General features: G+C 71.8%; 13 protein-coding genes. 12 read left to right on the top strand and 1 reads right to left on the bottom strand.

Going from position 1 to position 12,599, the window contains the following annotated elements; translation table 11 throughout:
- Position 1: 1 nt before the first annotated feature.
- On the bottom strand, positions 2–517 hold the full coding sequence (locus AC07BF_RS21885; protein WP_363581246.1) for a hypothetical protein: 516 nt from the start codon (positions 515–517) through the stop codon (positions 2–4).
- 503 nt (positions 518–1,020) lie between these two features.
- Between AC07BF_RS21885 and AC07BF_RS21880 the strand changes: the two genes are divergently transcribed.
- The 12 genes from AC07BF_RS21880 to AC07BF_RS21825 all read left to right on the top strand — a co-directional run bounded on the left by AC07BF_RS21880 (position 1,021) and on the right by AC07BF_RS21825 (position 12,390).
- On the top strand, positions 1,021–1,428 hold the full coding sequence (locus tag AC07BF_RS21880; RefSeq protein ID WP_363623492.1) for an acyl carrier protein: 408 nt from the start codon (positions 1,021–1,023) through the stop codon (positions 1,426–1,428).
- Complete coding sequence (locus AC07BF_RS21875; RefSeq protein WP_478333788.1) at positions 1,425–2,810, top strand: aminotransferase class III-fold pyridoxal phosphate-dependent enzyme; 1,386 nt, start codon at positions 1,425–1,427, stop codon at positions 2,808–2,810. Before AC07BF_RS21880 ends, AC07BF_RS21875 begins: the two co-directional genes overlap by 4 nt.
- Positions 2,807–3,355: an acyl-CoA thioesterase gene (locus tag AC07BF_RS21870; protein ID WP_363623495.1), complete on the top strand. Its 549-nt coding sequence runs from the start codon at positions 2,807–2,809 to the stop codon at positions 3,353–3,355. The genes AC07BF_RS21875 and AC07BF_RS21870 overlap by 4 nt, the downstream gene beginning before the upstream one ends.
- A 7-nt stretch (positions 3,356–3,362) precedes the next feature.
- Positions 3,363–3,746, top strand: coding sequence for a 3-hydroxyacyl-ACP dehydratase FabZ family protein (locus AC07BF_RS21865; RefSeq protein ID WP_350876226.1), 384 nt, complete (start codon positions 3,363–3,365; stop codon positions 3,744–3,746).
- 5 nt (positions 3,747–3,751) lie between these two features.
- Positions 3,752–4,849, top strand: coding sequence for a beta-ketoacyl synthase N-terminal-like domain-containing protein (locus tag AC07BF_RS21860; protein ID WP_478333787.1), 1,098 nt, complete (start codon positions 3,752–3,754; stop codon positions 4,847–4,849).
- A complete protein-coding gene (locus AC07BF_RS21855; RefSeq protein WP_400809245.1) occupies positions 4,846–5,364 on the top strand; it encodes a beta-ketoacyl-[acyl-carrier-protein] synthase family protein in 519 nt (172 codons plus the stop codon). The genes AC07BF_RS21860 and AC07BF_RS21855 overlap by 4 nt, the downstream gene beginning before the upstream one ends.
- Positions 5,361–6,719, top strand: a complete 1,359-nt coding sequence (locus AC07BF_RS21850) for a class I adenylate-forming enzyme family protein (RefSeq protein ID WP_363581258.1) — start codon at positions 5,361–5,363, stop codon at positions 6,717–6,719. Before AC07BF_RS21855 ends, AC07BF_RS21850 begins: the two co-directional genes overlap by 4 nt.
- Entirely contained in the window at positions 6,716–7,528 is an 813-nt protein-coding gene (locus AC07BF_RS21845; RefSeq protein WP_363630776.1) for a TIGR03619 family F420-dependent LLM class oxidoreductase, read from the top strand. Before AC07BF_RS21850 ends, AC07BF_RS21845 begins: the two co-directional genes overlap by 4 nt.
- 667 nt (positions 7,529–8,195) lie before the next feature.
- Positions 8,196–8,540 carry a hypothetical protein gene (locus tag AC07BF_RS21840; protein WP_400809240.1) on the top strand — a complete coding sequence of 115 codons (345 nt, stop codon included), beginning with the start codon at positions 8,196–8,198 and terminating at the stop codon, positions 8,538–8,540.
- 277 nt (positions 8,541–8,817) lie between these two features.
- On the top strand, positions 8,818–10,023 hold the full coding sequence (locus AC07BF_RS21835) for a serine hydrolase domain-containing protein (RefSeq protein WP_400809237.1): 1,206 nt from the start codon (positions 8,818–8,820) through the stop codon (positions 10,021–10,023).
- 140 nt (positions 10,024–10,163) lie between these two features.
- Positions 10,164–11,903, top strand: coding sequence for an FAD-binding oxidoreductase (locus AC07BF_RS21830; RefSeq protein WP_400809234.1), 1,740 nt, complete (start codon positions 10,164–10,166; stop codon positions 11,901–11,903).
- A gap of 124 nt (positions 11,904–12,027) precedes the next feature.
- Positions 12,028–12,390: a hypothetical protein gene (locus AC07BF_RS21825; protein ID WP_363581267.1), complete on the top strand. Its 363-nt coding sequence runs from the start codon at positions 12,028–12,030 to the stop codon at positions 12,388–12,390.
- The last annotated feature ends 209 nt before the right edge of the window (positions 12,391–12,599 follow it).

The raw sequence follows: 12,599 nt of genomic DNA, 5'->3' as shown, positions 1-12,599 counted from the left end.
GTCAGGCCGCCGCCCTGGTCCGGCCCAGCGCCGCGAGCACGCCGTCGACCAGCAGCGCCGGGTCCTTGGCGATCTCCTTGGCGGACAGGAACGTCGCGGACGCGACCTGGGCGAGCCCCTTGAGCAGGTGGCTGGCCGACTCGGCGAAGGGCTGGTCGGTGATGCCCACGATGGGGCGGCCCAGCGCGCTGGCCCACCCCAGTTCGATGTGCGTGCCGTCCGTGCGCAGCAAGGTGCCGTCGAGCACCGGCAGTACCGGCACGAACACATCGCATTCGCGCATCCACGCGTAGTCGCGCACGGACACCTCCTCGGGGGTGAACGAAGCGGTGTCGGCACCGAATCGTTCGGCCACGTGCGCGGACAGCACGGTGGCGCCGGCCTGCTGCGACTGGTCGATGGTCAGTCTCAGGAAATCGTGGATCGGCGCCGCCATCCCGCCGGGCACCAAGGCGTGCTGGATCGGGCCGCCAACGAACACGGTGACGCCGCGCAGGGCGTCCGGGGTGACACTCATGACTTTCGAAGCTCCTTCGAAGGAGTCTGCCGACGGCCGTGCAAGGGGCGTGGACTTCGGTCGGCAGGAAGCAGAAGTAGTCAGCGTCATCAGATGGTGCGCTTGCAGTGAACTGGGAGGGAGCCGGGTGCGAGGCCTGCGCCGCCGCCGGGGGCCCGATGGCGTACCCGTTCCCGCGCTGTGCGTCCATCCAGACAAATGGACGACCTCAGGCTAGTTCGGGACGATTCACCAGGACAAGAAGCATATGCGCCAGGCGGAGATGTGTCTCAAATAGTGTAAAAGGTGCATAACTGTCGCCTGTCCATCGATCCCGACCCGTCCGGGAGGCGCGCTGCGGGCTGGTTTTCGCAGGTAAAGGGACCGTGTGCTCGTGAATGGCCGAATCGCCGTCGAACTAACGTGCAAAAGAATCGTCGATTCCGGCGTTCCAAGCCGCATGGCGGGTAAATCGGGGACCATTGACAGGCGATAAAGCCTCGGCTAGCTTCGATAAAGCGTGAATGGCTGACACCGCCTTAATTTCGATCAGCGTCGGCCCACTTTCGGCCCGACCGTTTCCGCGATCTCGCTCGCCTTTCCGCACGCCGGACGTCCGGTCGCAGCCTGTTCGAATGAACCCACCCAGAGGGGAAGTTCTGGTGAATCCTTTGCAGACCATCAAGCGAATTCTGCACTCCGAGGTGTTGGTGGAGGTGCCGATCGACCGGATGCGACTCGACGACAGGCTGCGCGAGAATTACGGCATGGACTCGCTCGGTTTCGTGGAACTGCGCGTGCAGTGTGAAGAGGCGTTCGACATCAGCATCCCCGACGAGGCCATCGCGGCGGGGGAGTTGTCCACCCTCGGTGATGTGCTGACGCTGGTCGAGCGGCTGTCGGGGGCCGACCGCCCCTCGGCCACCGCGTGAGCACGGCCCCGGTCGGCGCCGACGACCACGCCGGGGACCGGACCGGTGTGCTGTCGCGCGGCACGGACCTGCACCTCAACCACTACGGGGCGGCCCGGCTCCCGTTCGCCTGCGTGGGCGGCAGCGGTCTGCACCTCGACGTGGTCGATCTGAGCCCGGAACACCGGGGCAGGCGGCTGCGGTTGCTGGATGCCAGCGGCGGCTACGCCAGCGCCACCCTGGGCGGCGACCACCCCGTCGTACGAGCGGCGCTGGCGCGCGGCACCGGAGTCGGCAACGTCACCGACGAACTGGGCTCGCTGGAACGGGCGGAGCTCCTCGACCGGCTCCTCGGCCCCGGCGGGTTGTGGACCGACCACTTCCCCGCGGGGCGGTACCACGTCAGCGGACGCAACTCCGGCTCGGAGGGCAACGAGTTGGCGCTGCGACTCGTGCTGGAATCCCGCTTCGACGGCCGGCGGCTGCGCCACCGTCCGGGCAAGGAGCGGCGCGACACCATCCTCGCCTTCCACGGCGCCTGGCACGGCTGGACCGGCGGCCTGGTGCAGCTGCTCAACCGCAGGTACTACCGGGCCGGGCTGCCCGGCACGGACACCACCGGCCCGTACGGAGTCCGGGTCCACCACATCCCGTTCGGCGACCTCGACGCCCTGACGGAGTACTTCGCCGAGTCCGCCGACCGGCTGCTGGCCGTCGTCGTCGAACCGATCCAGGGCGACGCGGGCATCCTCCCGCCTCCGCCCGGATACCTGCGCGAACTCGCGCGGCGGTGCGCGGCCGACGACGTGCTGCTGGTGGCCGACGAGGTGCTGACGTTCGCCAAGACCGGCGGCTGGTTCGCCATGCGCGACGCGGACGGACCGGTTCCCACCGACATCACCGTCATCGGCAAGTTCCTGGGCATGGGCGCGGTGTCCACCTCGATGGTGATCGCCCGCAAGGAGCTGGCCGTCCGCTCCTCCGGCGCCGTGACCACCTCCGACCTGCGACCACCGAACTGTGCGGTGATCCGCGACGGCATCGAGCACATCGAGACCGAAGGGCTGCTGCGAGGCTCGGCCGACGTCGGCGTGAACCTGGCCAAGCATCTCGACGACGCCCTGGTGGGCCGCCACCCGGACGTGTTCACCGAGGTCCGCGGGAGCGGGGTCATGTTCGGCGTGGAACTGACCGCGGCGGCGGCCGACCGGATCGGCGTGCTGCGCCGGGAGTTGATCGAAGCGGGCGTGTACGCGGAGTTCATGGCGGGCGCGGGCAAACGCCCCGGCGGCCGGCGCTACGTCCACCCCACCCTGCGGATCGTGCTGCCGCTGATCACCACCGGGACGCAGGCCGACGAGATCGTGGACCGGGTGGCGGCGGGCGCCCGGGCCCTGTGGTGAGCGAGGGGTTCCGCACCCGGGTCGAGCACGTCGACACCGACGCGACCGGGATCGTGCACTTCTCCCGCTACACCTCGTTGATGGAGACCGCGGGCACCGAACACCTCGAAGCGCACGACGCGGGTCTGACCGCCTTCAGCGCGGCGAACGTCGACCTGGTGGTCGCCGACCTGCGGGTGGCCTACCTCAACAGCGCCGTGTACCGCGACGTGATCATCGGGGACACCCGGGTCGACCACGTCGGCGCGGCCTGGTTCGCCCTCGCGGTACGTCTGCTGCGGGAGGAGGAGGACGGCACCCGCACCCCGCTGGTGACCGGCGACCTCGTCTTCGCCGCCGTCGCCCCCGACACCCGGCGCGCGGTGCCCCTGCCGGCACCGCTGCGACAGGCCCTGAGAGGAATCGTCCCGGATGCGACACCCGAACGAATCGGCACCCCCTCCCGTCACGGTCCGCGAGGCACGTCCGCTGGGCACCTCGGCCATCGCGGCCCTGGTGCGCGGACGCCACCCCCGCCTGTTCATCGACCGGGTTCTGGACCATGAACCCGGCGTGTTCCTGCGCAGCATGTTCGCCGTCTCGGCGGAGATGGGCGCGCTGTCCGGGCACCTGCCCGAGCGCGGCCTGACCCCGGGGCTGATCCTGCCCGGCAGCCACACCATGCAGGCCTTCGCCCAGTCCGGCGTCCTGCTCTACCAGTTGAGCAGCGATCCGCTCGCCGACGACGAGGTCACCCTGGTCGGCACGGTCAAGTCCCGGTTCCTCGCCCCGGTCGTGCCCGGCGACCAGGTCGTGCTCGACGTCCGCGCGGACCGGCTGTCCGGCCCCACCTTCGCCTTCTCCGCCGTGGTGACCGTGGAGGGCCGGTCGGTCGCCGGGTTCCGCGGCGCGATGAGCCGGACGAAGGTCGATCCCGCGGCGGCCCGGCCGTGGTGACCCCGGTGATCACCGGACTGGCCTGGGACACTCCGCTGGGCCGGGACCAGGAGGCGGTGTGGGAACGGCTGTGCGCGGGCGATTCGGCGCTGGCGCCCGTCCACTCGCCGCACTCCTTGCGCAACACCGCCGCCGCCGTCATCGCGTCGGTGCCGTACGGGACCAGGGCGGGCGAGCGCCAGCGCGCGCTCGCCGGACGGACGCTGTCCGCCGCGTTCGCGGATGCCGGCCTGTCCACCACCGACCCCGAGGTCCGCCTCGTCCTGGGCACCAGCTTCGGCGCCTGCCTGGACGAGGCGGAGCCGACGCTGCACGCCTGGGCCGACGACGCGGCGGCGGGCATCGGGCACCCGGGCACGCCGGTCTGCGTCATGACCGCCTGTTCCGCGGGGTCGGACGCGATCGCCGTCGCGCACGCCCTGGTGCGCTCGGGCGAGCGGCGGGTCTGCGTGGCGGGCGGGGTGGACGTGGTCACCGAGGCCAAGCGGCTCGGGCACTCCGCGCTGGGCACGATGAGCCCCACCGGACTGCGGGCCTTCGACCGGACGCGCGACGGGATGCTGCTCGGCGAGGGCGCGGCCTTCGTGGTGGTCGAACACCCCGACTCCGCCCGGGAACGCGGCGCCCGGGTGCACGCCCGGCTGCGCGGGGCCGGCGCGGCCAACGACGCCGCCGGGCTCACCGCACCGGACCCGTCCGGACGCGCCGTGCTGCGCGCCGTCGAACGCTGCCTGGCCTCCGCGGGCCTGGCACCCGCGGACATCGCGGTGGTCAACGCCCACGGCACCGGCACACCGCTCAACGACGAGGTCGAGGCGCGCAGCCTGCTGGAACTGTTCGGAGCCGACGGCCCGTTGGTGTTCGCCACCAAGGGGGCGTTCGGGCACAGCCTGGGCGCGACCGGGGCCATCGAGGCCGTGGCGACGGTCCTGGCACTGCGCCACCGACAGGTCCCACCGGTCCTCGGGCTGCGCGATCCGGCGGCCCCGCTGCGGCTGGCCACGGAATCGGCGCAACCCGTCGGCCCCGGCGCCGGACTGAGCCTGACGCTGGGGTTCGGCGGGTTCAACACGTGCCTGCTGTTCGAAGGGGTGAGGGCGTGACACACGTGCCGACGGGCACCCGGATGCTGGGTTCGGCGACGGTCGTCGCCGACGACCCGGACGAGTACGCGGTGAACAAACCGTCCTTCTACGCCGACCCGGCGGCCTGGCTGGTCGCCGAGACCGTGGACCGGGCACTGGCGGACTGCGCCGAACCCGTGCTCGACGACGCCGCCGACACCGGGATCCTGGTCATGAGCGCGACCGGGAGCGAGCGGACGATGCGCCGCATCGCCGACTCGGTGCCGAGGTCCCGGGTGTCGCCACTGCGCTTCGCCGGAGCGAACCCGGGCGTGCTGGCCGGGCTGCCCGCCCTGCGCCACGGGTTGCGCGGGCCGTCCCTGCTGCTGGCGGCGCACCCCGACCGGGCCACCCCCGTCGCGTTCACGGTGCTCGGCGGCTGGCTCGCGGACGGCCACGCCCGGCACGTGCTCCTGGTCGGCCTGCAACCCGCCGCGGGAGAGGGGAAGTTGTGTCGCTGCCTGGTCCTGACCAGCGCCCGGGACGACCGGTGAACAGCCTCACCCGGTCCGAGGTGGCCGACTTCCTGACCCGGGTCGAGGCAACCCCGGCCAGTACGGGCGGCGGCGCCCCGGCCGGGGTGGACGACGTGCTGGCGGACCTGGCCGGGCTGGGCCTGGCACCGGGCGACGCGGTCGTGCTCTGCCTCACCAACGGAGTCGAACTGCTGCGCGTGCTGCTCTCGTCGCTGCTGCTGGGCCTGGTGCCGCTGGCCGTGCCGCCGAGCACGCCGTGGCAGCGGGTGCGCGCGCTGGCCGGGCATGTCGGGGCCGGCGTCGTGGTGACCACCCGGCTGGCCGGCGCGGGGCCGCAGCTGCCGGTGGGCGGCGCGTTGGCCGTGCCGACCGGGCACCCCACCACCCCGTACCGGCCGGGCGAGATCCTGCTGTCCACCTCCGGCACCTCCGGGATGTTCAGCGCGTGCGTGCACCGGGTGGCCTCGCTCCTGCACAACGCCCGCCTGCACGCCGGGGCCACGGGCATCACCCCGGCCGACACCCTGCTGGTGAACCTGCCGCTGTACTACTCCTACGCCCTCGTGGCGCAGGCGTTCGCCGCGTACGTGACCAAGGCGCGGCTGGTGCTCGACGGGCCGCCGTTCTCGCCGGCCGCGTACCGCGACGCGGTCACCGCGCGCGGGGTCACCCACTCGGCGGTGACCCCGACGATCGCCCGCCAACTGCTGGCCGACCCCGGGCTCGTGCCACGCGGCCTGCGGGCACTGGCGGTCGGCGGGGACCGGCTCACACCCGCGGAGGTGGCCGACCTGCTGGCCGCGCGGCCCTCCGCGGAGCTGTACCTGACCTACGGGCTCACCGAGGCCGGACCACGCGTGTCGACCCTGGCCGCGCACGCCGAGCCCGCGCACCGGTACGGCTCGGTCGGCCGCCCGCTGCCGGGAGTGCGCGCGTCACTGCGCGGGGTGCAGGACGACGTGGGAGAACTGCTGGTCGAATCCGGCACCGTCCTGCTGCGACGGGTCGGGCAGCACAGCGGCAGAGTCCTGCTGGGGCCGCGGACCATCGCCACCGGGGACGCCTTCTCGATCGACGACGGCTATCTGACCTTCCACGGACGCCTGTCGGACTTCGTGGTGCTGCGCGGCGAGAAGGTCTCACTGAACACCGTCCGGCAGGCCGCGCACGCCATCCCGGGGGTCGTGCACTGCGTGCCCGAGGTGGTGAACGAGGACGGCACGCAAGTCCTCCACGTCCACCTGTCGGTCACCGGCACCCTCCCCGGCGGCGAGAAAGCGCTACGCCACCTCCTCAACTCCCAGCTGCTGCCCGCCGAACGCCCGCGCGCGGTGTTCGTCTCCACCGCCGACCCGGAGGCCTTCCGCAAATGACCCTCCGCCTCGGCTGGACCGTCCCGACGACCCTCTCACCCGCCGGACTCCGCGCGTTCGCGGTGACCGCGGAGAGCCTCGGGTACGACCACCTGTCCGTCCCCGAACACCTGGTGTCCGACGTTCCCGCGTACGAGAGCCTGACGCTGGTGGCGTTCCTGGCAGCCGTCACCACCCGGATCGAGCTGGCCACCGCGATGACGATCCTGCCGCACCGCCCGGTGGTGCTCGCCGCCAAGCAGGCCGCGCAACTGGCCCACCTCAGCGGCGACCGGCTGCGGCTGGGCGTCGCCATCGGATCCGACCCCGCCGAGTCCGCCGCCCTCGGCGTCGCCCCGGGCACCCGTGCGGCACTGTTCGAGGAACAGGTCCAGGCGCTGCGCCTGCTGTGGACGCGGCCGGACGCGGACTTCGCCGGCGAGCACGTCGCGTTCTCCGGCGTCACCCTCACCCCCCGGCCGCGTCCCGTACCCCTCTGGATGGGCGGCGGTACCCTGCGCACCGGAGGAAGACCGGGCTCACTGCGCCGGATCGCCACCCTCGCCGACGGCTTCACCATGTCCGGCCTGCTCGCCAACCGGGTCGACCGCGGTGCCGCACTCATCGCCGAACTGCGGACGGCGGTGACCGAAGCCGGCCGCGACTGGAGCGCCTTCGGCGTCGAGGCCCGCCTGCGCCCCGCCCCCGGCCGGCCGGACACCTGGCGCTCCCTCGCCGAGGCCTGGCGGTCCGCCGGCGCCACCCACCTCACCGTCACCACCGACGACCTCTCCCTACTGGGCCCCCTGCACACGGCGCTGACCGGGTAGCGCGCCGGCTCAGGACACGGAACCGCCGATCAGGCCATCGCGCGACCTCCGGAGGCCCGCGTACGGCCCGGCGGCCGTTGCTGGAGGGGACATACGCTCAGTCGACGAGGATCCGCTCCGCCTGGCCCTCCGGGGCGAAGAACCGCTCGTGCGGTGCTTCACCCGGGTGTCGGGGGATGTCCCGGCCTTCAGCCCGGGGAGGAATCCGGTTTTCCGCGTGGCGGGTCAGGGTCGGCCGTTCTGCCGCCAGGTGGACCGGTGTCCACCAACTCGATCGCGAACACTTTTTGTCAGACCGTCAGGCTATGGTGCCGGGCATGGCGATCACAGCGCAGAACACCGGCCCGGCATCCGGCCGGCATCCCGAGACCGACATCCGCCTGCCGTACTCTGCGCAGTGATCGACAAGTACTCACACGCGAGATCTAGGGGCGAGAACATGTCACGGACCGAACTCCACCGACGACGTGTCGTCATCGGGCTCATAACCGGTGCGACGCTGATATCCCTCGCCGGATGCGGATCGTCGAGCTCGGCGAAGAGCGCCACCGCACCTGGGGCCGCGGTCTCGACGTCCGCAGGTGCGGCGACGGCTGACGCGGCAGCGCCCCCGGCGGCGGGCGCCCCCACCGGCGCGCCGGGGAAGGCCGGCAAGGGCAGCGCCGACGTGACCTTCAGCGGCGTGGAGTCGGGCTCCATCAAGGCCGCCGACAGCACCTGCACCGTCATCAAGGGCGAGTTGGAGTCCTTCCAGGCGCCGTCGGACCAGAACGCCGGCGGCCCGAGCGTCGCCGGCGTCCAGTCGGGCACCGGCTGGATGATGCCGGTCAGCACCGCCGCCCACGTCGGCGGCTACGTGAAGAACAACGCGACCGGCGTCAAGGCGACGAAGACCGGCGACAGCTGGACGGTCACGCTGACGAACACGGAGGTGGCCGCCACCTACGACCTCGGTCAAACGGTCACGCTCAACGGAACGATCGTCTGCGGCCAGGTCGTCAGCGCCGGCTGACCGGCTGACCGGCCGAAGCGCGGGACCTTGTGCCGACGCCGGCGGGAGCCACCAGACCAGAGGCTCCCCCCGGCCACAACTCGCCGGGCGTGCGGGCGCATCCCCGGATGCGACCGCCGGACGACCCCTCACGTACCTCTTTGGTGTCCTAAGGTGTCGATTTCGTAAGCCTGTTGAAGGATGGACGGGTCCTCATCCGGAGTGATGCTCCCTCGGTGGCGGCGCTGACAGGCTGACTCGTGGCGAACTCCTGTTCGCCCGAGTGAAGGGAAGCCCCATGTCTCGTCGTCTGACCAGTGCCCTGATCGCAGCCTTCTGCCTGGCGGTGTCCGCGTCACCCGCCTCCGCCGCTGTGGCGGGAGCCGAGGACTCCGCAGCTTCGTCGGTCCGCCCGCGTGGCGGTCCGCTGCAACTCGCCCTCAACGGGCTGACCGACGCCAAGGCGGTGTCCGCGATCGCCGAGGTGCGTGACGGTGACCAGCGGTGGCGCGGCACCACGGGGGTGACCGACCTGGTCGGTCAGGCACCCGTCCGTGGTGACGGCCGGTTCCGGATCGGCAGCGTCACCAAGACGTTCGTGGCCACCACGGTGCTGCAACTGGTCGGCGAGCACCGGCTCGGCCTGGAGGACTCGGTGTCGAGCCACCTGCCGGGGCTGGTCCCCAACGGGCAGAACATCACCGTCCGCCAGCTGCTCAACCAGCGCACGGGCCTGTTCGACGTCACCAACGAGGGCACCGACGTCTTTCCCAACCTCAACGACCCGGCCGTCTTCCGGACGTGGCTGGCCCAGGGCGGGTTGAACCGTACGTTCACCGCGCGCCAGCTGGTGACCGCCTCCGTCTCCCACGCGCCGTACTTCGCGCCCGGCACCCAATGGGGCTACTCCAACACCAACTTCGACGTCCTCGGCCTGATCATCGAGCAGGTCACCGGGCACCCCTACGGACAGGAGGTCGGTCAGCGCATCCTGCGCCCGCTCGGGATGACGAAGACCACGGTCCCCGGCCGCTCCACCACGATCCCCGGCCCGCACGCCCACAGTTACTGGACCACCGTGGACGGCGCCGGCACCGGAAACGTCAAGAAGACCGACATCGACGTCACCGACCAGAACCCCTCCTGGGCGGGCGCCGCCGGAGAGATCATCTCCACCACCGATGACCTGATCCGGTTCCAGCAGGCCCTGTTGAACGGGAAGTTGCTGCGTCCGGCGGAGCAGCGCGAGATGACCACGATGCTCGAGACCGTGCCGGGCTCGCACGAGATCGACTACGGGATGGGGCTGGCGCGGGCGCAGCTCTCCTGCACCACCGTGCTGGGCCACAACGGCGGCACCTTCGGCTTCAGCACCCAGCTGTGGGGCACCGCCGACCGCCAGGTCGCCGTCTCCTACACCCCGCGGGGCGATGACGCCGAGCAGACGGCGCAGAACCAGGCGGGCATCAAGTTCCTCGACGCCGTCTTCTGCGGCGCCCGCTGAACGTCCGCCGGGGGCGGGCTGGGCGTGTCGGCGATCAGCGTTGCTGATTCTACGTCAATAGTCGTTACGGTAAGCATATTTGGATGCCGTGAGCGCCGGTAGCATGCGCTGACGGATGGTCGTGGTGAACGGAGGAAGAGATGGACTGGTCGGCGGACGAACGGCTGGGGCGTCGCCACCTGCTCGCTCGGGCCGGTGCGGTGGCGGTCGGCGGTGCGGTCGCCGGCCTGGCCGTCGGGCCCGCCGAGGCGGCGGGCCGCCAAGGCCCGGGGCCGGCGGGAGCGGGAGGTGGTCCGGCGGGAGGTGGGGGCGGGCCGGAGGGCCGGCCGTTCGGGCCGGTCACGGTCCGCCCCGATGACTCCCGCTACGACAGCCTGCTGCGGGGCGACAACTACCGTTTCGTCGGCCGGCCGGAGGAGATCCGCCTGGCCGGCTCCACCGAGCAGGTGGTGCGGGCCGTCGCCGACGCCGTCCGCTCCGGGCGCCGGATCGCCGTGCGCAGCGGTGGCCACTGTTTCGAGAACTTCACCGGCGACCCGGCGGTGCAGCTCCTGCTGGACCTCTCTCCCATGGACGCCGTCGGCTTCGACCCCGTGATGGGTGCCTTCGCGGTGCAGCCGGGAGCGACCCTCGGGCGCGTGTACCGGGCCTTGTTCAAGGGCTGGGGTGTGACGATCCCGGCCGGCGGCTGCCCCGAGGTGGGCGCGGGCGGGCATCTGGCCGGCGGCGGGTACGGTCCGCTGTCCCGCGCCTACGGCTCGGTCGTGGACTACCTGCACGCTGTGGAGGTGGTGGTGGCCGACCGGGACGGGACCGTCCGGGCGGTGGTCGCCACCCGGGACCCGGACGATCCGAACCACGACCTGTGGTGGGCCCACACCGGCGGCGGTGGTGGCAACTTCGGCGTCGTGACCCGCTACTGGCTCCGCTCCCACGACACCCCCGACGCCCCCGGCCCCGACGCCCCCGGCCCCGGCACCCGCTCCCACGGCGACCCCGCGGCACTCCTGCCGCGCGCCCCGGGCGAGCTGCGGAGGTGCCTGGTCGCCTGGACCTGGGACGAGAAGATGACGGAACGGGCGTTCACCACCCTGTTGCGCAACTACGGCGCCTGGCACGAGCGCAACAGCGAACCGGGCACCCCCGCGGCGAACCTGTATGCCGTCCTCATCGCCGGACACCGCAAGTCCGGCACCCTTGAGCTGGTCGTGCAGATCGACGCGGGTGTTCCGGGTTCCGACGCGGTGCTCACCGACTTCGTGCGCGCGGTGACCGCCGACGTGGGTGCCACCGAACCAGCCACCCTCCGGGGCACCATGCCCTGGCTGCCCACCAGCACCTGGCCGGGGACCGGCGAGGCCGGCAGCTCGATCACCCGGCGCTACAAGGACAAGGCCGGCTACCTGCGCCGCTCCCTCACCGACCCCCAACTCGCGACCGCCTACCGGTACCTGACGGACGGCACGGGCGGTGCGGAGTGCGGCCTGCTCCTCGTCGGCTACGGCGGCCAGGTCAACGCGGTGCCCCCGTACGCCACCGCCGTCGCCCAGCGCGACTCGGTCATGAAAGCCGTCTACTACACCGTCTGGGCCGACGAGTCGGACGACGCGGCCCACCTGGCCTGGGTCCGCGGCTTCTACCGCGATGTGTACCGCGACACCGGAGGCGTCCCCGTCCCCGGCGAGGTCAGTGACGGCTCCTACATCAACTACGCGGACACCGACCTCGCCGACCCGGCGTGGAACACCTCCGGCACCCCGTGGCACGCCCTGTACTACAAGGACAACTACCCCCGCCTGCAACAGATCAAGGCCCGCTGGGACCCGTGCAACATCTTCCGGCACGCCCTCGCCATCGAACCGCCCGACCAGAGGCCGTAACGAAGTACCGGGGGAGGCGCGCCGGAGGTTCACTCGCACGAGTGATTGTTACGCTGTGCACATTACTGGACACTCTAAGTATCGGGGAGCTCATGGGAGCTCTCCCGGCGCGAGGGGAGCCGTCATGGCCGCAGCCGAATCTTCCTCCATCGAGGTGCCGCGGATCGCGAGCAGTTCGCAGCCCGCCGACCGGGACCAGGGCCTCGCGGCGATCGGCGGCAACGTCGGCGCCGTGTGGCGGGGGTGGTGGACGTGGACCCCGGGGAACGGGACGTTCAACCTCCAGATCGCCTGGAACGTCATCGGGATCGACTCGACGGTCGTCATCACGGCCTCCGAGATCGACGGCAACGGGAACCGGTTCGTCGGCGCGGCGCCCTTCCAGGTGTCGAGCATCGCCCCCGGCAACGGGCTGGTGACGTTCAAGATCAATATCGGCTGGGGCAGCGCGCTGCCGATGCGCACCGACGTCCTGGTCTTCAACTGAGCACGCCTCTCCTGAGCACACCTCTTCGGCCGCCCGGGTCGCCCCGGACGCGCAGGCCGGGGACCGTGCCGCTCCGGTGACGACAGGCACGGCCCGGGGGGGGGGGGGGTGGGGTGTGTGGGGGGGGGGGCCGGGGGCACACGGTTTCTTTTGGGGGGGGGGTTTTTTCCTGCTCGACCCTGTTTTGCCTCTCCCCCCCTCTCGGCGGA

Source organism: Kitasatospora sp. NPDC043950, assembly GCF_056435345.1.
Note: the sequence above shows the minus strand (reverse complement) of the source record. Positions and strands in the feature narration are given on the sequence as shown.

What these genes read in the sequence shown, in the direction of transcription:
- AC07BF_RS21830 (WP_400809234.1), top strand. Translation starts at nt 10,164, where the DNA reads ATGGACTGGTCGGCGGACGAACGGCTGGGGCGTCGCCACCTGCTCGCT.
- AC07BF_RS21880 (WP_363623492.1), top strand. Translation starts at nt 1,021, where the DNA reads ATGGCTGACACCGCCTTAATTTCGATCAGCGTCGGCCCACTTTCGGCC.
- AC07BF_RS21835 (WP_400809237.1), top strand. Translation starts at nt 8,818, where the DNA reads ATGTCTCGTCGTCTGACCAGTGCCCTGATCGCAGCCTTCTGCCTGGCG.
- AC07BF_RS21845 (WP_363630776.1), top strand. Translation starts at nt 6,716, where the DNA reads ATGACCCTCCGCCTCGGCTGGACCGTCCCGACGACCCTCTCACCCGCC.
- AC07BF_RS21885 (WP_363581246.1), bottom strand. Translation starts at nt 517, where the DNA reads ATGAGTGTCACCCCGGACGCCCTGCGCGGCGTCACCGTGTTCGTTGGC.
- AC07BF_RS21825 (WP_363581267.1), top strand. Translation starts at nt 12,028, where the DNA reads ATGGCCGCAGCCGAATCTTCCTCCATCGAGGTGCCGCGGATCGCGAGC.